The following is a 22855-nucleotide window of genomic DNA, read 5'->3' as shown; positions in this document are numbered from 1 at the left end:
CCGCTGCCTGGGGATGCGGTGCGGCTTTGACCGGAAGCGGTGCCGCTGCCTGGGATGCGGTGCGGCCGGCGACGGGATGCGCCGGCCCCCGCGCCGTCCCGGTGATCGGTCCGGGACCCGGCGGGGGTCGGTGGCACCATGCTGGGGCCCGCTTCTCGCCGGAGCTTTGGCGCGACCGCCTACACTTCGCGCATGACCTTGTCGGATACGCCAAGTGGCGAGCGGGGCGGCGACGGTACCGGTGAGGAGCTCTTCGCACTCGCCGACGCCATCGCCGCGGTCATCGGCGGTTCGACGGCCATCGAGGACCTCGACACGCGTGTCCTGGCGTACTCGACCTTGCCCGGCCAGCACATCGACGAGCTGCGCCGCCAGGGCATCCTCGGCCGCCGGGTGCCCGACCAGCCGCGGGAGCAGGCCGAGGGGCAGCTGCGCCAGTACCGGCAGGTGCTCGCCGCGCCGGGTGTCGTGTCACTGCTGCCGCTGGCCGAGGACGAGCTGCCGCGCGCCGCGGTCGCCGTGCGGGCCGGGGACCTGCCGCTGGGCACCATCTGGGCCCTCGTGGACCGGCTGCCGCTGGAGGAGGCGGGGGAACGGGTGCTGCTGGACGGTGCCCGGACGGCGGCCCTGCACATGCTGCGCCGCCGCGGCGCGGCGGCCCTGGAGCTGCAAGCCCGCGAGCAGGCGCTGCGCGCCGCTCTCGACGGCACGAGCCCCGCGGAGGAGACGGCGTACCGGCTCGGTCTGCCGACGCGCGCCCGGGTGACCCTGTTGGCCTTCGCCCCGACAGGCGCCACGGCCCGGGCGGGAGCGGCCGGGGGCGGGGAGGGGGACGGGAGCGCGGACGCCGACCGAAGGGCGGTGCCGGGCGCGATCGCGGATACGGGTACGGGTACGGGCTCGGGTACGGATACCGACTCGGGCGCCAGGCTGGCCCGCCTGGGCGCCGATCTGGGCCGGCACTGGGCGGCCGTACGCCCTGCCGCCGCGGTCGCCACCGGACCGCGTGCCGTATACACGCTCCTGCCGGGCGACGACACCGAAACGGCCCGGCGGCTGGCCGCTCAGGCCGTCGCGGTGACGGCCCGGCCCCGTTCTTCGGCGCGGTTGCGCGCAGCGGTCAGCCGCCCCGCCGGGAGTCTGGCCGAACTGCCGGAGCTGCGAGCGGAATGCGACGACGTGCTCCGCGTCACGGCCGCCGACCCGGCCGCCCCGGACGTCGCCGGGCTGACCGAGGTGCACGCCCGGGTGCTCCTCGCCCGCATCGCGGACGAACTCGACCGCCGGCCACGGCTGCGCCACCCGGGCGTCGAGGCCATGCTGGAGCACGACCGCTCTCATCACACCCACTACGCGGCCTCGGTGACGGCCTGGCTGGACGCGGTCGGCAACGTGGGCGAGGCCGCGCGCCGCCTGACGGTCCACCAGAACACCCTCAAGTACCGGCTGCGCCGCGTTCGGGAGCTCTTCGGCCTCGATCTGGAAGACCCGGACGACCGCCTCTCCTGCTGGCTCCAGCTGCGCATCGGCACCCACCACTGAGCCGGTACGCCGCGGCCTGCGCGCCGAGGGGCATCAGGCCTGGCTGGGCTCACGGGGAGCCGGGTGTTAGGAATGACCTATGAAGGTGCCTTTCCGGTCAAACCGGAACTCGCCGCACGACGCGCCCAGGAGGCGGGGGCGCCTCGCGGTCGGCTCGGGGGCGGGGCGGTCCCCCGGGCCCGGTTCGGCACGGAGGTTCGCGCTGAACATCCACAGTGCCGCCGGACAGGTGTTCGCGCTGCAGGTCCTGATCGTGGTGCTTCTTGTCGTGGCCTGGGTGGCGGCCCTGGCGGTCCAGGTGACGCGCGACAACACGCGGGAGGCGGAGCGCGTGTCCGTGACCGCGGCCGAGTCGTTCGCGAATGCCCCGGGTACGGCCGCGGCCTTGAAGAGCGCCCACCCGACCGCGCTGCTGCAGCCGAGCGCGGAAGCGACCCGGAAGAAGGTGGGCGTGGACTTCATGATTGTCATGGACACGAATGGGGTGCGGCTCACGTACCCCGATCCTCGATACATCGGGAAGAAGTTCGTCGGCACCATCGCACCGGCGCTTCAGGGCCGCACCATCGTCGAGCGGGCGGGCGGGCCGCCTCTGCCCGGGACCTCGGGCACGGCCGTCCAGGCAGTGGCGCCGGTGAAGGACGCCGGCGGTTCGGTGGTCGGCCTCGTGTCCGCCGGGATCACGGTCAAGAACGTCTCCGGTCAGTTCGATCAGCAACTGCCGATCATCATCGGCACCGGCCTGGCCGCCCTCGCGCTGTCGACGGCCGGGACGGCGCTGGTGACCAGGCGCCTGCGACGGCAGACACACGGTTTGGCCCCGGCCGAGATGACGCGGATGTACGAGCACCACGACGCCGTGCTGCACGCCGTACGAGAGGGCGTCCTGATCATCCGTGCCGACGGGCGGCTGCTGCTCGCCAACGACGAGGCCCAGCGGCTCCTGGGCCTGGCGGCGGACGCGGAGCAGCGACAGGTGGGGGAACTGGACCTGGACGAGGAGACCGCGCGGCTGCTCGCGTCGGGCGACGCGGTCACGGACGCCGTGCATCTGGCCGGCGACCGGCTGCTGGCGGTGAACAAGCGTCCCACCGCCCCGTACGGGGGCCAGCCCGGCTGGGTGGTGACCTTGCGGGACACCACGGAGCTGGCGGCCGTCACGGGCCGGGCCGAAATGGCGCGGGAGCGGCTGAAGCTGCTCTACGACGCGGGCGTGAGGGTCGGAACGACGTTGGACGTGGTACGGACGGCGCAGGAACTGACCGAGGTGGCGGTGCCGCGCTTCGCCGACATCGCCGTCGTGGACCTGTTGGACGTCGTGGTGCGGGGAGAGGAGCCGACGCGGGAGACGCGGCGGCAGATGCGCCGCATGGCGATCAGCGGCATGGGGGAGGGGCTGCCGCTCTACTCGGTCGGAGAGCTGATCACCTTTCTGCCCACGACGCCGCAGATGAGGGCCCTGACCCGGGGGCGGGCGGTGCTGGAGGAAGACCTCGGGCAGGCCCAGGAGTGGCAGGCACAGGACCGGGACCGGACGCGGCGGCTGCTGGAGTACGGAATCCACTCCCTCGTGACGGTGCCCCTTCAGGCGCGCGGCGTGGTGCTGGGTATGGCGCACTTCTACCGGGCGGGCCATTCACCGGCCTTCGAGGAAGAGGACCCTTCCTTCGCGGAGGAGCTCGCGGCGCGGGTGGCGCTGGCCATCGACAACGCCCGCCGGTTCGCCCGGGAACACGCCACGGCGGTGACACTGCAGCGCAGCCTGCTGCCTCGGGGGCTGCCCGAGCAGGACGCCCTGGAGGTGGCGTGGCGGTACCAGCCGGCGGAGGCGGCCGTGGGCGGAGACTGGTTCGACGTCATCCCGCTGCCGGGCGCGCGCGTGGCCCTGGTGGTCGGTGACGTCGTCGGCCACGGCCTGCACGCGGCTGCCACGATGGGTCGCCTGCGCACCGCGGTGCAGAACTTCACCGCTCTGGACCTGCCGCCGGACGAGCTGTTGGCCCACCTGGACGACGTCGTCACCCGCATCGACAGCGAGGAGAGCACCGCCGAGGGCGCGGAGGACCGGGAGAGCGAGGGGGTGACGGGGGCGAGCTGTCTGTACGCGGTCTACGACTCCGTGACGGGCCAGTGCACGGTGGCCCGGGCGGGGCACCCGGGTCCCGCGGTGGTCCACCCGGACGGGACCATCGCATACCCGGACGTGCCGGCGTCGCCGCCGCTCGGCGTGGGCGGCCACCCCTTCGAGGCCGCCCGGCTGAGCCTGCCCGAGGGCGCTCGCCTGGTGCTGTTCTCCGACGGACTGGTCAAGGACCGGGACCGGGACATCGAGACCGGGCTGGAGTCGCTGCACAGGGCCTTGGAGGGAACGGCGGAACGCACCCCGGAGGAGACCTGCCAGGCGGTGATCGACGCGACTCTGCCCGCACGGCTGTCCGACGACGTCGCGCTTCTGGTGGCACGTACCCGGTTGCTCCCGCCCTCGAAGGTGGCGGAGTGGGACGTGCCGTCCGACCCGGCGGCGGTCGCGCCGGTGCGTAACGAAGCCGGGGACAGGTTGCGGGAGTGGGGCCTGGAGGAGATCGGGTTCACCACCGAGCTGATCCTCAGCGAGCTGATCACCAATGCCGTCCGCTACGGGGCGCCACCGGTCAAGGTGCGGCTGCTGTACGACCACACGCTGACGTGCGAGGTGTTCGACGGGTCCAACACCTCCCCGCGCATGCGACGGGCCAGGAGCACCGACGAGGGCGGGCGCGGACTGTTCCTGGTCGCCCAGTTCGCGCAGCGATGGGGCACCCGCTACACCGCCCGCGGCAAGGTCATCTGGAGCGAACAGCTCCTCCACGACGGCGCCACGCCGGCCAGGGGAGACGCACTCGCCGACGCCCTCCTCAGCCAGTTCGACGACCCCCTCTGACCTCGCCTGCTCGTCGGCCACCTTGCCGTCCGCCGGCCGGCCTCCTCGCCGCCCTCTGTGGACGGGCGACCCGCCCTCGAACGAGCCCGCTCACCGGTCCGGCGCCGCCTCGGGACGGGCGTACGTGCGCCCCTTCCAGGCCGCGCCCCGGCCCTGGTGGTGCCGGCGGGCCGAGTCCACCGTCATCAGCAGATAGAGCAGGGCCGTGAAGGGCAGCAGCGGGGCGAGCCAGGGCGACTGGCGGTAGTACCGGAGCATCGGCAGATACGTGAACGCCATCACCGCCCAGGCGAGCCCGCCGGCCCAGGCCGCCCGGCCGTCCCCCGCGAGCAGCCCCGCCACCAGCGTCACGGGCGGCGCCAGATAGACGAGCGCGAGCCCGGCGACCGTACCCGCGAGCAGCAGCGGGCTGTGGCGGAGCTGCGCGTACGCGCTCCGCGACACCATGCGCCACAGATCGTGCAGGCGCGGGTACGGGCGGATGCTGTCCACCCGGTCCGCGAGCCCCAGCCAGACCCGGCCGCCCGCCCGCCGCACCGCACGGGCCAGCGACACGTCGTCGATCACCGCCTGCCGGATCGCCTCCGGCACCCGGGCCCGCTCCGCCGTCTCCGCCCGCAGCAGCACGCACCCGCCCGCCGCGGCCGTCGCCAGCGGGCGGCGCCGGTTGACCCAGCGGAACGGGTACAGCTGGCAGAAGAAGTAGACGAAGGCCGGCACGATCAGCCGCTCCCAGCCGCTCGCCACCCGCAGCCGCGCCATCTGCGACACGAGGTCGAGCCGGTGCCCCGTCGCCGCCATGACGAGCAGGCGCAGACTGTCCGGCTCGTGCGCGATGTCCGCGTCCGTGAGGAGCAGGAACGCGGGTTCACGCGCGCGTGCCAGCGCCATCCCGTGCCGCAGCGCCCACAGCTTGCCCGTCCAGCCCGGCTCCGGCTCGCCCGGCCGGACGACCGTCAGCGGCAGACCGCCGTGGCGCCGCGCGAGCTCGCCGGCGAGCCGCCCCGTGCCGTCGGTGCTCCCGTCGTCCACGAGGATCACCTCCGCGGGCCCCGGATAGTCCTGGGCGAGCAGCGAGGGCAGGCTCAGCGGCAGCACCTCGGCCTCGTCCCGCGCGGGGACCACCACCACGACCGCCGGCCACCTCTCCGGGGCACCCACCGGTGCCGGCAGGCGCTGGTCCGTGCGCCAGAAGAAGCCCTGCCCGAGGAGGAGCCATCCCCAGACGGCCAGAGCAGCTATCGCGATCCAGGCAAGTGTGCTCATTCGCCGCAGTCTGCCCCAGATCGCCGGGGAATCAAGGGCCGTCGGCTAGGGTGACCGGGTGAAGATCGCGCTCATGGACTCCGGAATCGGCCTCCTCCCGGCAGCTGCGGCGGTCCGCGCCATGCGGCCCGACGCGGATCTCGTGCTCTCCTCCGACCCCGACGGCATGCCGTGGGGTCCGCGCACCGCCGAGGACCTCACCGAGCGTGCCCTCGCCGTCGCCCGGGCCGCCGCCGCGCACGCGCCCCAGGCGCTGATCGTCGGCTGCAACACCGCGACCGTGCACGCCCTGCCGGCGATCCGCGCCGCGCTGGAGCCGGACATCCCCGTGATCGGCACCGTCCCCGCGATCAAGCCGGCGGCGGTCGGCGGCGGCAAGGTCGCCATCTGGGCGACGCCGGCCACCACCGGCAGCCCCTACCAGCGCGGGCTCATCCGCGACTTCGCCGACGGCGCCGAGGTCACCGAGGTGCCCTGCCCCGGCCTGGCCGACGCCGTCGAGCATGCCGACACCGACGCCGTACGCCGGGCCGTCACGGCCGCGGCCGCGCTCACGCCGCGCGACGTACGGGCCGTCGTCCTCGGCTGCACCCACTACGAGCTCGTCGCCGACCTCATCCGGGAGGCGCTGCACCGCACCGACCACCCGCCCGTCGTTTTGCACGGCTCCGCCGGGGCAGTCGCCGCACAGGCGCTGCGGCGGATCGGAGCCGAGGCCGACCCCGCGGCGGCCCCCACGGGCGGACTGACCGTGATCCTGAGCGGCCGTACGGGCGCACTGCCCCCGGCGGCGCTCGGCTACGCGGAGGGCCGCTGCCTGGGGGCGGCGACCGCCGCGCACTGAGAGTGTCCGGACGGCTGCGCTGAGGGAGCCGACCCGGCGGAGCGTGCGTAGGCTGTCAACATGAGGGACCACCCCCCGAACCAGGGTCCCGAGGGACCCGCTTCCCCGGTCTGGACCGGTCGCGCGACCAACCGGATGCAATGGCTGCCGGCCGTCGCCGGAGTCGCCTGCCTGGCGCTCGGCATCGCGCTCGCCGTCGAATCGCCCTGGACCTCGGGCATCGCGCCCCTGCTCATGGCCGTCATCGGCTGCGTCGCCGCCGGCCTCCTCGTGCTCTTCGGCACGCTCGCCTTCGTCCACGTCGCGGTCCGGGTCGACGACCTCGCGATGGAGGTGCGCTGCGGGCACATCGGCGTACCGCGCCGGCGCATTCCTCTCTCCCACGTCGTCGGTGCCGAGTTCGCCCCGTCCGTCACTCCGCGTCAGTGGGGTGGGTGGGGCTACCGCTGGCGGCCCGAGATGGGGACGGCGGTCGTGGTCCGGCGGGGCGAGGGGCTGGTGCTGCGCCTTGGGGACGGGCGGACGTTCACCGTGACGGTCGATGACGCGGAGTCGGCGGTGACGGTGATCCGCGCCCTCCTCCACCGCACCACACCCCCAACCCCCACAGGCGCCTGACCGACCACGCGCCCAGGCCGCCCGCCTCCCTGCCCTGCACCCCCGCGGTGGGCTGCGTCCCGGCCGCGGCCCCACCGACCCCGGCCGGGCCGCCCGCCCCCCTGCCCTGCCCCCTGCTATGGGCTGCGCCTGCCCCCTGCCGCCGCACCCAGCGACTTCGGCCGGCCCGCCCGCTCCGTGGGGGCCTTCCCCGCCTGGCCCGCCTCTTCACGGGCGACGCCGGCCTGCCAGCGTTTGCGCTCCCCTGGAGGCGCTGACGCCGCCGCCCCCGTTGTGGGCTGCGCCCGGCCCTGCCGTGGGCTGCGCCTGCCGCCCTCCGTCCCCCCGTTGTGGCCTGCGCCCGCCCGTTGTGGGCTGCGCCCGGCGGTCCTCGTTGTGGGCAGTCGTTCCGCTGGGGCGGAACGGGTGGGCACAACGGAACATCGCGCCTTGCCGCGCCTAGGCTCCTACCGCTTTGACGCCCGCCGAGACGGCGCGGCGCCGTAAGGGGTGGCGTAGGTGCAGGGGGGCGGGCGCGCCGCCAGGCGCGGTCCCGTGTGCCCACCCGTCCCGCCCCAGCGGGACGACTGCCCACACGGAGGGCGGCGAGGCGGGCGCCCCACACGGGGGTGGGCGAACGTCGCCGGGGCCCGTCGGGTCTGCCGGCAGCGGACGCGTCGCCCGGCGCGCTACGGGGTGGGCGTTGGTGCAGGGGGCGGGCGCGGCGCTCGGCGCGGTCCCGTGTGCCCACCCGTCCCGCCCTGGGGGTCCCCCCGGACGAAGTCTGGGAGGGACGATTGCCCACACGGCGGTGGGCGAGCGCCCCACACGGGGGTGGGCGAACGTCGCCGGGGCCCGCCGGGTCTGCCGGCAGCGGACGCGCCCGCCCGGCGCGCTACGGGGTGGGCGTTGGTGCAGGGGGTGGGCGGAAGTTGCCGGACCTGCCGGCAGCGGACGCGCCGCCCGGCACTGAGGGGGCGGGCGCGCCGCCTGGCGCGCTACGGGGTGGGCGTTGGTGCAGGGGGTGGGCGCGGCGCTCGGTGTGGTGCCGTGTGCCCAGCCGTCTCGCCCCGGCGGGACGGGGCGCCCACACGGGGGTCGGCGTGGGCGGGCGGCCGCGCCGGTGTGGGGTGGTGCGCCCGGGGACGCGGGCGCCAGGGGGCGGGACGCGCGGGCCGGCCCGGGGCGGGGGCGCCGTAGACTCCCCGGGTGAGCACCGCCATCGCACCCGCCGACGTGCCCGAGTCCGCCCCCACCCCCCAGCGGCCCCGCGGAGCGCGCCGGTTGCTGCGGCCCGGCGCGGCCGTGCTGTCCGGGGTGCTGCTTTTCCTGAGCTTCCCGCCCCGCCCCCTGTGGTGGCTCGCACTGCCCGCCTTCGCACTGCTCGGCTGGACGCTGCGCGGCCGCCGCCTGCGGGCCGGCTTCGGTCTCGGCTATCTGGCAGGGCTCGGCTTCCTGCTGCCGCTGCTCATGTGGACCGGCGAGGAGGTCGGCCCGGTTCCGTGGCTGGCACTGGCCGCGGTGGAGGCGCTGTTCGTCGCGGCCGTCGGCCTCGGGATCGCCGCCGTGTCGCGGCTCCCCGCCTGGCCGTTGTTCGCCGCCGCCGTGTGGATCCTCGGCGAGGCGGCACGCGCGCGCGTGCCGTTCGGCGGCTTCCCCTGGGGCAAGATCGCCTTCGGGCAGGCGGACGGCGTCTTCCTGCCGCTCGCGGCCGTCGGCGGCACCCCCGTGCTCGGTTACGCGGTGGCCCTCTGCGGCTTCGGGCTGTACGAGCTGGTGTGCCGGCTGCGCGCCCGGCGCACGGCCGGCGGCGCCCCGCCGGCCGCCCGCGGCCCGCTGCTCGCCGCCGCGCTCGCCGTACTCGTCCCGGTGGCCGGCGCACTCGCCGCGCTGCCGCTCGTGTCGGACGCCGCGGAGGACGGCACCGCCACGGTCGCCGCCGTCCAGGGCAATGTGCCCCGCCTCGGGCTCGACTTCAACGCGCAGCGGCGCGCGGTCCTCGACAACCACGCCAACCGCACCCGCGAGCTGGCCGCCGCCGTGAAGGCGGGCCGCGAGCCGCAGCCGGACTTCGTCCTCTGGCCGGAGAACTCCTCCGACATCGACCCGTACGCGAACCCCGACGCGTACGAGGTGATCGACGAGGCGGTACGCGAGGTCGACGCGCCGACCGTGATCGGCTCCGTGATCGCCCCCGAGACCGGCAAGCTGCGCAACACCCTCATCGAGTGGGACCCGAAGAAGGGCCCGGTCGCCGAGTACGACAAGCGGCACGTCCAGCCCTTCGGCGAGTACATCCCGATGCGGTCCTTCGTACGGCTCTTCAACAGCGACGTCGACCGCGTCCGCCGCGACTTCGGCCCGGGGAACAAGGTCGGCGTCTTCGACCTCGCCGGTACGAAGGTGGGCCTCGCGACCTGCTACGAGGCGGCCTTCGACTGGGCGGTGCGGGACACCGTCACGCACGGCGCCCAGCTGATCACCGTGCCCAGCAACAACGCCACCTTCGGCCGCAGCGAGATGACCTACCAGCAGCTCGCGATGTCCCGGGTGCGCGCCGTCGAGCACAGCCGCGCCGTGGTCGTCCCGGTCACCAGCGGCGTCAGCGCGATCATCCGGCCGGACGGCCGGATCGTGGCCGAGACGAAGCTCTTCACCCCGGACGTGCTCGTCGAGAAGGTGCCGCTCCGGTCCTCGCTGACCCCGGCGACCCGGATGGGCCCCCTGCCCGAGGCGCTGCTCGTGGCCCTCGCCGTGGCCGGGCTCGGCTGGTCCGCCGCCCGGTCCGTGCGCGCGCGCAAGGCCCGCACGGCCTGAGCAATCTGAGCGGTTCTTGGGGCCCGCGCGGCCTGAGCGGCCCGTGGGGCTCGTGCGGCCTTGGCGGCCTGAGCGGCTAGCGGGGCTCGTGCGGCCCGGGCGGCCTGAGCGGCCCGCGCGGTCTCAGAGGACCGCGAGGCTCAGAGGACCGCGAGGTCTGAGCGGTCTGAGCGGCCAGCGCGGCCCGCACGGCCCGCGCCGCCTGGGCGGGAGGGGCCCGGTGAGCGTTTCCGAGATGATCTAGGGTCGATACATGGGCACCCCTGACTTCATCCGCGACCTCCGCGCCTCCGCCGGCCATCAGCTCCTCTTCCTGCCCGGCGTCTCCGCCGTCGTCTTCGACGACCGAGGGCGGGTGCTGCTCGGCCGGCGGGCGGACACCGGGATGTGGGCCATCGTCGGCGGCATCGTCGAGCCCGGCGAGCAGCCCGCCACCTGCGCCGTGCGCGAGGTGTACGAGGAGACGGGCGTGCGCTGCGAGGTCGAGCGGGTGGTGCTCGTACAGACCCTGCGGAAGCCCGTGGTGTACCCCAACGGCGACCAGTGCCAGTTCATGGACGTGTCGTTCCGCTGCCGGGCCGTCGGGGGCGAGGCCCGGGTCAACGACGAGGAGTCGACAGAGGTCGGCTGGTTCGAGCTGGACGCGCTGCCGGAGATGAAGCGCTTCTCGTACTTCCGGATCGAGCAGGCCCTCAAGGACGAACCCACATGGTTCGACACCATGCCCGTGGGCTGAACTGTGGGTCCGGCGCACATCGGTCGGGGGTGGGGCGCTTCATAAGGTGCGGAGCATGAGCGCCCCCACCACATCAGGGCCCGTCCCGGCCGAGGCCCCCGCGCCCCGGCCCGTCCCGGCCCAGGCCCCCGCGCCCCGGCCCGTCCCCGGGCCCGTCAGCCTCGACCTCTCCGGGCGCACCGCGCTCGTCACCGGCGCCGCCGGCGGCATCGGCCGTGCCGTCGCGCTGCGGCTCGCCGCCGCCGGGGCCCGGGTCAGAGCCGTCGACCGGGCCGCCGAAGGGCTCGACGCGCTCGCGGAGGCCGCCGCGGGGCTGCCCGGCGCGGTCGAGGCGCGGCTCCTCGACCTCACCGACCTCGACGCCGCCGAGGCGGCCGCCGCGGGCGCCGACATCCTCGTGAACAACGCCGGGCTCCAGCTCGTCCGCCCCATCGAGGAATTCCCGCCGGACGTCTTCCACACCGTCCTCACCGTGATGCTGGAGGCCCCGTTCCGGCTGATCAGGGGCGCACTGCCGGACATGTACGCCCGTGGCTGGGGCCGCATCGTGAACATCTCCTCCGTCCACGGGCTGCGCGCCTCCCCCTACAAGTCCGCGTACGTGGCCGCCAAACACGGTCTCGAGGGTCTGTCCAAGACGGCCGCCCTGGAAGGCGCCCCGCACGGCGTCACCTCCAACTGCGTCAACCCCGGCTATGTGCGCACGCCCCTCGTCGAGCGCCAGATCGCCGACCAGGCCGCCGCCCACGGCATCCCCGCCGAGCGGGTGCTGTCCGACGTGATGCTGAAGGACTCCGCGCTCAAGCGGCTGATCGAGCCCGACGAGGTCGCCGAGGCGGTGCTCTACCTCTGCACCCCGCAGGCCTCCTTCGTGACCGGCACCTCGCTCGCCCTCGACGGGGGCTGGACGGCGCACTGAGCGCCGAGACCGTTGTCCACGGACGGTTGTCCCTCCCTCGGACTCCGTCCGGGGGACCCCAAGGCTCGACCCCAAGGCTGGTGCGACCCCCCGTACGGCAGGTATCCCTGTGACCATGACCCACGAACAGGCCGTCTACCTGGAGCTCCTCGCCCGCGGCGCCGCCGCCGAGGCGTACGACCGCCCCGTGCTGCTCGCCCGTGCGAGCGGCGCGGGGCCCGAGGAGCTGGCCGGGCTGGAGCAGGCCAAGCAGCTCGCGCTCAGGGTCCGGGCCGAGCTGGAGGGCCGGCGGCGCCGCGAGGCCGAGCTGTCGGCGCTCTTCGAGACCGCGCACGACCTCGCCGGCCTGCGTGACCTCGACGACGTGCTGCGTGCCATCGTGCAGCGCGCCCGCTCCCTGCTCGGCACCGAGGTGGCCTACCTCAGCCTGAACGACCCGGTGCGCGGGGACACCTACATGCGGGTCACCGAGGGTTCCGTCTCCGCCCGGTTCCAGCAGGTCAGGCTCGGCATGGGGGAGGGGCTCGGCGGACTGGTCGCCCAGACCGCCCGGCCCTACGTCACCGACGACTACTTCCGCGACGAGCGCTTCCAGCACACGGAGTCCATCGACAGCGCCGTCGGGGACGAGGGCCTGGTCGCGATCCTCGGCGTGCCGCTGACCCTCGGCAGTCAGGTCATCGGCGTCCTGTTCGCCGCCGACCGGCGGGCCCGCGTCTTCGAGCGCGAGCAGGTCGCGCTGCTCGGTTCCTTCGCCGCCCACGCGGCCGTCGCCATCGACACCGCCCATCTGCTCGCCGAGACCCGCACCGCCCTCGCCGAGCTGGAGCGGGCCAACGACATCATCCGTGAGCACAGCGGGGTCATCGAGCGGGCCTCCGAGGTCCACGACCGGCTCACGGAGCTCGTGCTCCGCGGCGGCGGGGTGCACGACGTGGCCGCCGCCGTCTCCGAGGTGCTCGGCGGCGCCGTCGAGTTCGTCGAGGAGCGGCCCGGGCTCGGCAGGATCGCCGAAGGGCACGCCGGCCGCGACGGCGACGACTGGGTGGCGGCCGTCTCCGCCGGCGGCGAGACCTTCGGCGCCCTCGTGCTGCGCGAGCGGCCCGACCTCGACCCCGTCGATCTGCGCACCCTGGAGCGGGCCGCCCTGGTCACCTCCCTGCTGCTGCTCGCCCGCCGCTCCGCCGGCGAGGCCGAGCAGCGGGTCCGCGGCGAGCTCCTCGACGACCTGCTCGACGCCCCGGACCGCGACCGGCGGCTGCTGCGCGAGCGGGCCGCCCGGCTGCACACCGACACCGACGCTCCCCATGTGGTGCTCGCCGCCCGCATCGACCGGGCGGGCGCCGGTGCCGAGACGGACACCGGCGGCCGGGAGAGCGCGGACCGCCAGCGGCTGCGCTCCGCCGCGTCCCACCTGGCCGCCACCCACCACGGCCTGGCCTCGGCCCGCGACGGCGGCACGGTGCTGCTGCTGCCCCTCGGCCCGGGCGAGACCGCCGCCGAACTGGCCCGCCAGACCGCGAAACAGCTCGGCGGCGCCCTCCGCGAGCCCGTCACCGTCGGTGCCTCCGCCCCCGTCGTGGCCCCCCTCGCCCACCCCGAGCGGGTGGCTCCGGCCTACGAGGAGGCGCGCCGCTGCCTCGACGCGCTGCGCCTGCTGCACCGGCAGGGCGAGGGCGCGGCCGCCGAGGACCTCGGCTTCCTCGGCCTGCTGCTCGCCGACAGCCGGGACATCGACGGCTTCGTGGAGCGCACCATCGGCCAGGTCGTCGCCTACGACCGGCGCCGCGGCACGGACCTGGTGCGCACCATGGACGCCTACTTCGCCAGCGGCATGAGCCCGGCCCGTACGAAGGACGACCTCCACGTGCACGTGAACACCGTGGCCCAGCGCGTCGAGCGGATCGGGCGCCTCCTCGGCCCCGACTGGCAGTCACCGGCCCGCGCCCTGGAGATCCAGCTGGCCCTCCGCCTGCACGCCCTGTCGAGCGCCGTCATACGCTGACCGCGCCCCCGCGTTCCGCACCCCGGCGAACACCACGGCCCCAGGAGGTCGCCCGATGACCGGTCTTCCCCCGGACCTGCCGCTGTCCGGCATCACCGTCGTCAGCCTCGAACAGGCGGTGGCGGCTCCCTTCGCCACGCGCCAGCTCGCCGATCTCGGCGCCCGGGTGATCAAGGTCGAGCGGCCGGGGGAGGGCGACTTCGCGCGCCGGTACGACACCACCGTGCACGGCGAGTCCAGCTACTTCGTGTGGCTCAACCGCTCCAAGGAGTCGATCACGCTCGACCTGAAGACTCCGGCGGGCCGCGAGGTCCTGGAGCGGCTGCTCGCCGAGGCGGACGTGTTCGTGCAGAATCTCGCGCCGGGCGCCGCCGCCCGCCTCGGCCTCGCCCCCGAGGCCCTCGCCGAGCGCTTCCCCTCGCTGATCGCGGCCGGTCTCTCCGGCTACGGCACGAGCGGGCCCTGGGCCGACCGCAAGGCGTACGACCTCCTCGTCCAGTGCCAGACCGGCCTGGTCTCGCTGACCGGCAACGAGCACGGGACCGCCCGCGCCGGGGTGTCCGTCGCCGACATCGCCGCCGGCATGTACCTGTACACCGGCATCCTCACGGCCCTGTTCACCCGCGCCACCACCGGAGTCGCCCGCGCCGTCGAGGTCTCCCTGTTCGAGGCGCTGGCCGAATGGATGCACCAGCCCGCCTACTACACCCGGTTCGGCGGCACCCAGCCGCCGCGGATCGGCACCCGCCACGCCACCATCGCCCCGTACGGCGCCTTCACCGCCGCCGACGGGAAGGACGTGCTGTTCTCCATCCAGAACGAGCGCGAATGGGTCGCGCTGTGCGAGCGGTTCCTGGAGCGGCCCGAGCTAGCCGGCGACCCGCGGTTCGCCACCGGCTCCGACCGCGTCGCCCACCGCGAGGAGCTCGACGCTCTCGTGGCCGAGCGCTTCACCCGCCTCGACAGCGGCACCGCGATGAAACTCCTCGACGAGGCGGGCATCGCCAACGCGGGCGTCAACGACATGACGGAGTTCCTGGCGCACCCCGTCCTCGACGCCCGCGCCCGCTGGCGGGACGTCGGCATACCCGGCGGCGCCGTGATCCCGGCCCTGCTGCCGCCGGCCGACCTGTCCGGCACCACCCCGCGCATGGATCCCGTCCCCGCGGTCGGCGAGCACACCGAGCGCATCCTCACGGAGCTGGGCTACGGGACGGCCGACATCGAGGACCTGCGCGCGGACCACGTCGTCTGACGGGCCGTCCGCCACGTCTCCGTGGCCGGCCTCACGCCGTGCGGTAGAGCGCCGTGAGCAGCTCGATCACGGCCTGGGCCGCGGGGTGCGGATCGTCCCGCCACCAGGCCAGGCGCACCGCGACCGGCTCGGCGTCGCGCACCGGGCGGTAGACGACGCCGGGCCGGCGGTACTGGCTGGCGGTGGCCTCCGCGCTCATGCCGATGCGGCGGCCGGTGGAGATCGCGGTCAGCCAGTCGTCCACGTCGTGGATCTCCTCGGTGGCCGGCCGGGAGTCCGGCGGCCACAGCTCCGGAGTGGTGGTGCCGGTGCGCCGGTCGATCAGCAGGGTGTGCCCGCTGAGATCGGCGAGCCGCACCGAACGGCGCCTGGCCAGCGGCTCGTCGGCGGCCATCGCGCACAGCCGTCGCTCCAGACCGACGATCGCCGCGTCGAAACGCCGGTCCTCCAGCGGCCTGCGCAGCACCGCCAGATCGCAGGAGCCCTCGGCGAGACCGGCGGTCGGCGAGTTCACCCGGACCAGCTGGAGCTCCGTCCCCGGGTGCGCCGCGGCCCATCCGCGCTGGAACGCCGGGGTGTGCCGCCCCAGCGCCGACCAGGCGTACCCGATCCGCAGCGTCCGCTCCCCGGAGCCGGCCTCCCGGACCAGTTCGTCCGCCGCGTCCAGCACCCGCCGGGCGTGCGCCACGACCCGTATCCCGGCCGCGGTGGGTGTCACCGAGAGGGAGGTGCGGCGCAACAGGCGCACGCCCAGGCCCTGTTCCAGGGAGGCGAGGGTGCGCGACACGGCGGCCTGGGAGACGCCGAGGGCGAGGGCTGCGTCCGTGAAGGTGCCCTCGTCGACGATCGCGACGAGACAGCGCAGCTGCCGTAGCTCCAGATTCATACGCTCAGCGTATAGATGTCATCCGGTCATGCATTTTGCGCAAGGTCGGGTGGCGAGGACCATCGGGCCATGCCCGCAGCCCCCGCCACCTCCACCGAGCCGAGCCTCGCCGCGCACCCGCACCGCACGTCCCCCGCCGGGGTGGCCGCCATGCTCGGCAGCGGTCTGTCCAACCAGATCGGCGCCGCCACCGGCTCCCTCGCCTTCCCCGTGCTCGGCCCGGTCGGGGTCGTCGCCGTGCGCCAGTACGTCGCGGCGATCGTCCTCCTCGCCGTCGGCAGGCCCCGGCTGCGGTCGTTCACCCGCCGCCAGTGGCAGCCGGTGATCCTGCTGGCCGTCGTCTTCGGCACGATGAACCTCTCCCTCTACACGGCCATCGACCGGGTGGGCCTCGGCCTGGCCGTCACCCTGGAGTTCCTCGGTCCGCTCGCCATCGCCCTCGCCGCGACCCGCCGCCGGGTCGACGCCTGCTGCGCGGTGCTCGCGGCGGCCGGTGTCGTCACCCTGATGCGCCCGCAGCCCACCACCGACTACGTCGGCATGGGCTTCGGCCTCCTCGGCGCCGTCTGCTGGGCCTCGTACATCCTGCTCAACCGCACCGTCGGCCGCCGCGTCCCCGGCGCGCAGGGCAGCGCCGCCGCGTCGGGCCTGTCCGCGCTGATGTTCCTGCCCGTCGGCCTCGTCGTCGTCCTGCGCCACCCGCCGACCGCCGCGTCCCTCGGCTACGCGGTCGCCGCCGGCGTCCTCGCCTCGGCCGTCCCGTACCTCGTCGACCTCTTCACCCTCCGGCACGTCCCGCCCGCGGCCTTCGGCCTCTTCATGAGCGTGAACCCCGTCCTCGCGGCCCTCGTCGGCTGGATCGGTCTCGGCCAGGGCCTCGGCTGGGCCGACGGGGCCGCCATCGGCGCCGTCGTCACCGCCAACGTGCTGAGCATCGCGACCTCACCGCGCTGAACCGTCGCCGTCCCGCGGACCCTCCTCCGCGAGGACCCGCTCCGTCGCCCGCGCCTCGCGGAGGGCCGTATGGACCGCCCACACCACCGAGACCAGCGGTACGGCCACCACCGCGCCGACGATGCCGGCGGCGATCGACCCCGCGATGACGGAGATCGCCACCACCAGCGGGTGCAGCCGGACGGCCCAGCTCATCACCAGCGGATGCAGCAGATGGCCCTCGATCTGGCCGATCACCACGATCAGGGCGATCACGATCCCCGCGACGAGCGGCCCCTTGGCCGCGAGCGCGACCACGGCGGCCACCGCCAGGGCGATCGGGGAGCCGATCAGCGGGATGAACGCGGCCATGAACTCCAGCAGGGCGAGCGGCACCGCGAGCGGTACCCCGAGCAGCCAGAGGGCGATGCCCACGAGGATCGCGTTCGTCGCGGCCACCAGCACGATCCCGTGCGTGTAGCCCGTGAACGTACGCCAGGCCGCCCGCCCGCCGAGGTCCGCCCGGCCACGGAGGGACGACGGCAGCTGCTCCTGGAACCAGACCCACTGCCGGTCCCCCGAGTGGATGAAGAACACGGAACTGAACAGCGCGAGGGCCAGTGTGGTCAGCACCGCGACCAGCCGGTGCGCGCCGCTCACCGCCTCGCTCACCAGCGTCGAACGATGGCTCGACAGGAACTCCCCGATCCGCCCCTGGACATCGGACAGCGCCCGCGGACTCAGCCGGAACGGCGGCTGCTCCAGCCAGTGCTCGATCCGGCCGATCCCCTCCCGGAACTCGCGCACCAGCGTCGTCCGCTCACCCGCCACCGCCTCGCCGACCAGCGCGAGGATCCCGAGAACGAGCGCGATGCCACCGAGCAGCGTCAGGGCCACCGCGAGGGGACGGGGCAACCCCTTGGCGACGATATCGGCGACCGGCCGCAGCAGCGCGGTGATCACCAGGCCGAGGAACACGGCCACACCGATCTCGTGGAAGCGCCCGAGCACCGCGAACAGCGCGTAGACGAGCCCGCCGACGACGAGCACCCGCCACGCGTAGGCGGCGGCCGTACGGAGAAGGGGGGCGACCGCGGGCGCCGAGCCAGGCTGCATGGCCATCGACGTACCACCCCCACCCCACCCACCCACGCCCCCACCCCCACATTCCCCCGACCGGGGCCGCCACCCGTACGCGCGGCGCCGGTCACGGCGGCGTCGTCACGCGGCGGGCAGCGCTCGGAAAAGATCTTTCGGGTGCGCCGGTGCGCGTGACAGGGTGGGCTGACGAGGTGTCAGGGGGAGGGGAACGCGTGGGGGAGAGTTGGGTCGCGCTCGTGGTGGCCGTCGTCGGTGTGGTCGGGACGCTCGGGGCCGCGCTGCTCACGCAGTCGCGGGCCGACCGGACGAAGCGGCGGGAGCTGGCGGCGGCCGCCGAGCAGCAGCGGGAGGACCGGCGGCACGCCGAAGCGGTGCGGCGTGCCGAGCGGGACGAGGCGCGGGCGCGGGAGCGCCTCGAGCTGCGGCGGGGCTGCTACATCGCGCTGAACACCGCCGCCCGGCAGTACCAGATCGCCCAGGTGAACGTGGCGCACGCGCTGCGCGCGCAGGGCGACCCGGGCGGCCGGCTGGCGGAGCTGGAGGAGCGGCGCATCGCCTTCCGGACCACCTACGCAGAGGCCCAGATGATCGTCCCGGACGTGGTGCTGTCCTCCGCCAGGGAGGTGAGCCACTGGCTCAACGGCGGTTACGGCAGCCTCAAGCGGCTCGTCGCGGCCGGCGACGACACCCCCACCGAGCAGGACTTCGAGCGCTTCCAGGAGCGGGTAGACCGCGGATGGAGCCTGCTCGCGCGGATGCGGGGCGTCATGCGGCGGGACCTCGCCATCGACGACGAGGACGAGGAGCCGACCGGCTGAGCGCGCCCGACGGGTCGGCGACGAGGACGTGGAGCCGACCGGCTGAGCGCGCGCCCGACGGGTCGATGAGGAGGACGTGGAGCCGCCGGGCGGAGCGCGCGTCCGCCGAGCCGGCCGGTGCCGGTCAGCGGATCAGGTCCGTGGGGTCGGTGTTGGCGCCGCACAGGACCACGCAGACCTTCTCGCCGGGCGCGGGCCGGTACACCGGGGTGGTGGCGGTCAGGGCCGCGAGGGCGGTCGCGGCGGCGTGCTCGACGACCAGCCTGTGCTCGTCCCACAGCGCCCGGCGGGCCCGTACGATCTCGGCGTCCGGGACGAGCACGGAGCGGACTCCCTCCTGGCGGGCGGCGTGCAGCGCGGCGGCGGAGACCCGGCGGGCGCCCAGCGCGTCCGCGGCGACCGAGTCGACGGTCACGTCGACCGGGCGCCCGGCCTCCAGCGCGGCGTCGAGCGCCCGGCAGTGCTCCGGCTCGACGGCGACCGTACGGACGCCGTGCTGCCGCGCCGCCGTGGCGACGCCGGCGAACAGACCGCCCCCGCCCACCGAGACGACCACCGTGTCGAGGCAGGGGAGGCGCTCGTGGATCTCCTCCATGAGGGTGCCGGCCCCGGCGGCGACGAGCGGGTGGTCGTACGCGTGCGAGGCCAGCGCCCCGCTCTCCGCCGCGAACTCCTCGCAGGCGGCCAGGGCCTCGGCGTACTCCCTGCCCGCGAGGCGCACGTCCGCGCCGTAACCGAGGAGCCGCTCCACCTTCACCTTCGGCGCCGACTCGGGCAGGAAGACGGTGGCCGGCACCCCCTGCCGCCGCGCCGCCCACGCGCACGCGAGCCCCGCGTTGCCCCCGGAGGCGATCGTCACCCCGGCCGCCGGCAGGGTCCCGGCCTCCCGGTGCGCCTGGAGGAAGTTCCGCGCGCCACGCGCCTTGAAGGTGCCCGTGTGCTGCAGGAACTCCAGGGCGAAGAACAGCTCGTAGCCGTCCGCCCCGCCGGTTCCCGCGGCGTCGCCGGTCACCGTCCCGCCGGTGCCCGCCGGAGCGACGGTGACCGGTCGGACCTGCCCGGCCACCCGCCGGGCCGCGCTCTTCACGTCGTCATAGGTGAGGTTCCGCACGCTGCCGCTCCCGATGTCCCGCCGACCCGTCCCCGTCGATCATCGCACCGGGCCGCCGCCGACGCTCCCCACCGTCCCCGACCACCTGGTGTCCCGGCCCCGTGGTGCCGCGGGGATTCGGCCCATGACCTCACGGTCTTGCGGCTGTTGGGCTATGTTCCTTCCTCGTGGATCAGTTGACCGCCGAAGACCCCGCCCGCATCGGCCCGTACCGGCTCATCGCCCGCCTGGGGGCGGGCGGGATGGGGCTGGTCTACCTCGGGCGTTCCGAGGGGGGACGCACCGTCGCCGTGAAGGTCGTCCAGGCCGAGTACGCCGGAAACGCCGAGTTCCGCAGACGGTTCGCCCGTGAGGTCGCCGCCGCGCGGCGGGTCGGCGGCAGCTGGACGGCGGACGTGCTCGACGCCGACCCCGAGGCGGCCGTGCCGTGGGTGGCGACCCAGTACATCCCCGGGCCGGACCTGCACTCCGTCGTGGCCGAGGACTTCGGCCCGCTGCCCGAGCACTCCGTGCGCGCGCTGGCCAACCGCCTCGCCCTCGCCCTGCAGGCGGTCCACGAGGCCGGGCTGATCCACCGGGACCTCAAGCCGTCCAACGTCCTGGTCACCGTCGACGGGCCGCGCGTCATCGACTTCGGCATCGCCCGCGCCATGGACAGCCTCACCGGCGACAGCCTGCACACCCACACCGGAATGCTGATCGGCTCGCCCGGCTTCATGTCGCCCGAACAGGTCCGCGGCCTCGAACTCACCCCGGCCAGCGACGTGTTCTGCCTCGGCGCCGTGCTCGTCTACGCGGCGACCGGGCGCATGCTCTTCGGCGCCACCGACACCGGCCTCAACGCCCACCTCTTCCGCGTCGCCGAGGAGGAGGCGGACCTCACCGGCGTACCGGACTCGCTCGTCGGCCTCGTCCGGGCCTGCCTGGAGAAGGACCCGGCCCGGCGGCCCGCGCCGCGGGAGATCGCCCAGGCCACGGTGCCGGACGACCGCGCGGAATGGCTCCCCGGCTCCGTGCTCGCCCAACTCGGACGCCACGCGGCCCGGTTGCTGGACTTCGCGCCGCCGGTGCAGGACGCGCCGCCCGCCGTGCCGGCACAGGCCGACCCCCGGATCGCGCTCGCGTGGCAGCAGGCACAGCAGGTGCCTCCGCCGCCCGGACACGCCCCCACGGCGCCCGCCCACGGCGCCCCGGGGCAGGGCTTCGGTCCGCCGGTCGGGCAGGCCGCGGTGGCCGGCGCCGTATGGGCCGGGGCCACCGCCCCGGCCCACGCCGTCCACGACTCCGCGGCCCCGAACCCCCGGCGGTGGTGGGGACTCGGGGTGGCGGTCCTGGCCCAGCTGCTCGTGCTGATGCAGGGCTCCGTGCTCAACCACGTCCTGCCGGCCGTCCAGGCCGATCTCGGCCTGGGTCTCGACCAGATGAACTGGACGTACCTGGCCCACGCCCTCGCGTTCGCCGCCCTGACCCTGTTCGGCGGGCACCTCTCCGACCTCGTCGGCCGCAGGCGGACCCTGGTCGTCGGCGTGGCGGTGGGCATCGTGGCCGCCGTGCTGGCCGGTGCGGCGCCCGTACCGGGGGTCCTGATCACCGCCTCGTTCCTCCAGGGCGTCTGCGCCGCGCTGATCACGCCCGCCGCGCTCTCGCTGGTCGCCCGAAGCTTCACCGACCCCAGGGAGCGCCGCACGGCCTTCGGCCTCTTCACGGGCGTCGTCGGCGGCGGCGCGGCCCTCGGGATGCTCGCCGGCGGCACGCTGACCGAGCTGCTCAGCTGGCGGGTGGCGTTCTACGCCGCCGTCCCCTTCGCCGTCGTCGTTCTGATCGGCACCCTGACCCTGGTCTCCGAACCCGCCACGCCGAGCGGCACGCGCTTCGATCCGGCCGGGGTGGTGCTGAGCTCGCTCGGCCTCGGTGCCCTCGTCTACGGACTCGGCCGGATCGGCGAGCAGAGCTGGACCGCCCCCGCCACCCTGGTGCCCTGCGCGGCCGGGCTCCTGCTGACCGTCGGCTTCCTCTGGTCGCAGAGCAGGGCGGCGAGCCCGCTGCTCCCCGTGCACACCCTCAGGGACCCGCGCCGGGCCGGCTCGCTCGTCGTCCTCGGCCTGCTGGGCGTCGGCACGTTCGGCCTGTACGCGGCGGTCGCGTTCCGCCTCCGGTACGTACTCGGCCAGGCCCCCGTCATGGTCGGCCTGAGCGCCCTGCCGCTGGCCGTCGCCGCCCTGCTGGCGGCGACGCTGATCGCCGCCCGCCTGAGCTCGCCCACCGCGCCCCGGATCCTGGTGGTGACGGGCGCGGCCCTGACGGGCGCCGGGCTCGTCGTCCTCGCCCTCGCCCCCCTGCACGCCGGCTACCTTCTCGTGCTGCCCGCGCTGCTGCTCATCGGCAGCGGCAGCGGCCTCGCCTTCCCGCCGCTGTACGACCTCGCCACCGGGGCCCCGGCGGAGCAGCCGTCCGTCGGGACCGGCGGTTCCGCGGCGGCCGTCGCCGTGGTCGGGCAGCTGGGCGGGGCGATCGGGGCGGCCGTCTTCGCCACCGTCATGACCTCCGGTACGGGCGTCGGGACGTCAGGGGGCGGCGGGCTGAACCGCCTGTTCGACGCGTACGCCGCCAGCCTCTGGTGGGGCGCCGGGGCCGCCCTGCTCGCGGCGCTCGTCGGCGGCCTCGCCGTCACGGCGCCACGGGTCACGCCCGGAGCGGAGTCCAGGGTCGGGTGAGCCGCTCGGCGGGCGTGCCGTCGAGCACCCGCGCGGTGCGTGCGGCCGGGTCGAGGACCACCGTGGCGAGACTCGCCCATCGGCGACCCGGCGGCGCGGCCGGGTCGGGCACACAGGTCACGGGCGGCTCGCCCGCCCACGTCACCAGCTCCCGCACCAGGGAGTCGGCGTGGCCGGGAGCGGAAGCGGCGTCCGCACCGGCGACTTCGCCGCCGACGACCCCCTGGCCGCCTGTGTGGTCATCCTCGTGACGATCGACGGCCTGGACTCCTACGCCGACGCCGAGGACGACGCCCCGTCGATCCATCCGGTCCTCGACGGCCTCACCGTCCGCGTCGCCGAGCGCGAACTCGGCCTGCCCCAGGGCGGCCTGCGCCCGGAGCGCTGAGAG

17 protein-coding genes are annotated in these 22855 nt (G+C 75.1%); 13 read left to right on the top strand and 4 right to left on the bottom strand.

Translation table 11 applies throughout. The annotated features are described in order from the left end of the window. Nucleotides 1-192 precede the first annotated feature (192 nt). Both ACIGXE_RS13055 and ACIGXE_RS13050 read left to right on the top strand, forming a co-directional pair. The gene (locus ACIGXE_RS13055) at nt 193-1542 is read left to right on the top strand and encodes a PucR family transcriptional regulator (RefSeq protein WP_399746516.1); all 1350 of its coding nucleotides are present in this window, start codon (nt 193-195) and stop codon (nt 1540-1542) included. Between the two features lie 79 nt (nt 1543-1621). Then, a complete protein-coding gene (locus ACIGXE_RS13050; RefSeq protein ID WP_399746514.1) occupies nt 1622-4462 on the top strand; it encodes a SpoIIE family protein phosphatase in 2841 nt (946 codons plus the stop codon). Nucleotides 4463-4552: 90 nt separating this feature from the next. Here the strand turns inward: ACIGXE_RS13050 and ACIGXE_RS13045 are convergent, their stop codons facing one another. Next, nucleotides 4553-5728 (bottom strand): glycosyltransferase, encoded by a 1176-nt coding sequence (locus tag ACIGXE_RS13045; protein ID WP_399746512.1) that lies wholly within the window; start codon nt 5726-5728, stop codon nt 4553-4555. A 58-nt stretch (nt 5729-5786) separates the two neighbouring features. Here ACIGXE_RS13045 and ACIGXE_RS13040 point away from each other — a divergent pair, with 58 nt between their 5' ends. The 7 genes from ACIGXE_RS13040 to ACIGXE_RS13010 all read left to right on the top strand — a co-directional run bounded on the left by ACIGXE_RS13040 (nt 5787) and on the right by ACIGXE_RS13010 (nt 14901). Beyond that, nucleotides 5787-6572 carry a glutamate racemase gene (locus ACIGXE_RS13040; protein ID WP_399746510.1) on the top strand — a complete coding sequence of 262 codons (786 nt, stop codon included), beginning with the start codon at nt 5787-5789 and terminating at the stop codon, nt 6570-6572. A 60-nt stretch (nt 6573-6632) separates the two neighbouring features. Further along, a complete protein-coding gene (locus tag ACIGXE_RS13035) occupies nt 6633-7190 on the top strand; it encodes a hypothetical protein (protein WP_399746508.1) in 558 nt (185 codons plus the stop codon). A 1188-nt stretch (nt 7191-8378) separates the two neighbouring features. Then, nucleotides 8379-9986 carry an apolipoprotein N-acyltransferase gene (gene lnt, locus ACIGXE_RS13030; RefSeq protein ID WP_399746506.1) on the top strand — a complete coding sequence of 536 codons (1608 nt, stop codon included), beginning with the start codon at nt 8379-8381 and terminating at the stop codon, nt 9984-9986. Nucleotides 9987-10239: 253 nt separating this feature from the next. Continuing rightward, a complete protein-coding gene (locus ACIGXE_RS13025; protein WP_399746504.1) occupies nt 10240-10722 on the top strand; it encodes an NUDIX hydrolase in 483 nt (160 codons plus the stop codon). 55 nt (nt 10723-10777) lie between these two features. Then, nucleotides 10778-11641, top strand: coding sequence for a 3-hydroxybutyrate dehydrogenase (locus ACIGXE_RS13020; protein ID WP_399746502.1), 864 nt, complete (start codon nt 10778-10780; stop codon nt 11639-11641). A 115-nt stretch (nt 11642-11756) separates the two neighbouring features. Further along, complete coding sequence (locus ACIGXE_RS13015) at nt 11757-13646, top strand: helix-turn-helix domain-containing protein (RefSeq protein ID WP_399746500.1); 1890 nt, start codon at nt 11757-11759, stop codon at nt 13644-13646. A 55-nt stretch (nt 13647-13701) separates the two neighbouring features. Next, on the top strand, nt 13702-14901 hold the full coding sequence (locus ACIGXE_RS13010; RefSeq protein WP_399746498.1) for a CaiB/BaiF CoA transferase family protein: 1200 nt from the start codon (nt 13702-13704) through the stop codon (nt 14899-14901). A gap of 31 nt (nt 14902-14932) precedes the next feature. Here ACIGXE_RS13010 and ACIGXE_RS13005 read toward each other — a convergent pair whose 3' ends face one another. Then, complete coding sequence (locus ACIGXE_RS13005; protein ID WP_399746496.1) at nt 14933-15787, bottom strand: LysR family transcriptional regulator; 855 nt, start codon at nt 15785-15787, stop codon at nt 14933-14935. Nucleotides 15788-15856: 69 nt separating this feature from the next. Here ACIGXE_RS13005 and ACIGXE_RS13000 point away from each other — a divergent pair, with 69 nt between their 5' ends. Further along, nucleotides 15857-16741, top strand: a complete 885-nt coding sequence (locus ACIGXE_RS13000; protein ID WP_399746494.1) for an EamA family transporter — start codon at nt 15857-15859, stop codon at nt 16739-16741. On the opposite strand, the gene ACIGXE_RS12995 is transcribed toward ACIGXE_RS13000, so the two are convergent. Continuing rightward, entirely contained in the window at nt 16730-17836 is a 1107-nt protein-coding gene (locus tag ACIGXE_RS12995) for an AI-2E family transporter (protein WP_399747121.1), read from the bottom strand. The genes ACIGXE_RS13000 and ACIGXE_RS12995 overlap by 12 nt on opposite strands. A 197-nt stretch (nt 17837-18033) precedes the next feature. Between ACIGXE_RS12995 and ACIGXE_RS12990 the strand changes: the two genes are divergently transcribed. After that, nucleotides 18034-18639: a hypothetical protein gene (locus ACIGXE_RS12990; protein WP_399746492.1), complete on the top strand. Its 606-nt coding sequence runs from the start codon at nt 18034-18036 to the stop codon at nt 18637-18639. 124 nt (nt 18640-18763) lie between these two features. Here the strand turns inward: ACIGXE_RS12990 and ACIGXE_RS12985 are convergent, their stop codons facing one another. Then, nucleotides 18764-19750: a serine/threonine dehydratase gene (locus ACIGXE_RS12985; RefSeq protein WP_399746491.1), complete on the bottom strand. Its 987-nt coding sequence runs from the start codon at nt 19748-19750 to the stop codon at nt 18764-18766. A gap of 167 nt (nt 19751-19917) precedes the next feature. Here ACIGXE_RS12985 and ACIGXE_RS12980 point away from each other — a divergent pair, with 167 nt between their 5' ends. Then, nucleotides 19918-22464: a bifunctional serine/threonine protein kinase/MFS transporter gene (locus ACIGXE_RS12980; protein ID WP_399746489.1), complete on the top strand. Its 2547-nt coding sequence runs from the start codon at nt 19918-19920 to the stop codon at nt 22462-22464. A gap of 169 nt (nt 22465-22633) precedes the next feature. Then, nucleotides 22634-22852, top strand: coding sequence for a hypothetical protein (locus ACIGXE_RS12975; RefSeq protein WP_399746487.1), 219 nt, complete (start codon nt 22634-22636; stop codon nt 22850-22852). Nucleotides 22853-22855: the final 3 nt, after the last annotated feature.

This window comes from Streptomyces sp. NPDC053431, from assembly GCF_044544925.1.
In the GTDB taxonomy this organism is placed as follows: Bacteria; Actinomycetota; Actinomycetes; order Streptomycetales; family Streptomycetaceae; genus Streptomyces.
The sequence above is the reverse complement of the archived record's forward strand: the minus strand, read 5'-3'. Positions and strand labels throughout refer to the sequence as shown.

Bases quoted from the DNA above. Each gene is read 5' to 3' on its own strand.
- ACIGXE_RS13055 (WP_399746516.1), top strand. From the start codon at position 193: ATGACCTTGTCGGATACGCCAAGTGGCGAGCGGGGCGGCGACGGTACC.
- ACIGXE_RS13050 (WP_399746514.1), top strand. From the start codon at position 1,622: ATGAAGGTGCCTTTCCGGTCAAACCGGAACTCGCCGCACGACGCGCCC.
- ACIGXE_RS13045 (WP_399746512.1), bottom strand. From the start codon at position 5,728: ATGAGCACACTTGCCTGGATCGCGATAGCTGCTCTGGCCGTCTGGGGA.
- ACIGXE_RS13035 (WP_399746508.1), top strand. From the start codon at position 6,633: ATGAGGGACCACCCCCCGAACCAGGGTCCCGAGGGACCCGCTTCCCCG.
- ACIGXE_RS13025 (WP_399746504.1), top strand. From the start codon at position 10,240: ATGGGCACCCCTGACTTCATCCGCGACCTCCGCGCCTCCGCCGGCCAT.
- ACIGXE_RS13020 (WP_399746502.1), top strand. From the start codon at position 10,778: ATGAGCGCCCCCACCACATCAGGGCCCGTCCCGGCCGAGGCCCCCGCG.
- ACIGXE_RS13015 (WP_399746500.1), top strand. From the start codon at position 11,757: ATGACCCACGAACAGGCCGTCTACCTGGAGCTCCTCGCCCGCGGCGCC.
- ACIGXE_RS13010 (WP_399746498.1), top strand. From the start codon at position 13,702: ATGACCGGTCTTCCCCCGGACCTGCCGCTGTCCGGCATCACCGTCGTC.
- ACIGXE_RS13005 (WP_399746496.1), bottom strand. From the start codon at position 15,787: ATGAATCTGGAGCTACGGCAGCTGCGCTGTCTCGTCGCGATCGTCGAC.
- ACIGXE_RS13000 (WP_399746494.1), top strand. From the start codon at position 15,857: ATGCCCGCAGCCCCCGCCACCTCCACCGAGCCGAGCCTCGCCGCGCAC.
- ACIGXE_RS12995 (WP_399747121.1), bottom strand. From the start codon at position 17,836: ATGCAGCCTGGCTCGGCGCCCGCGGTCGCCCCCCTTCTCCGTACGGCC.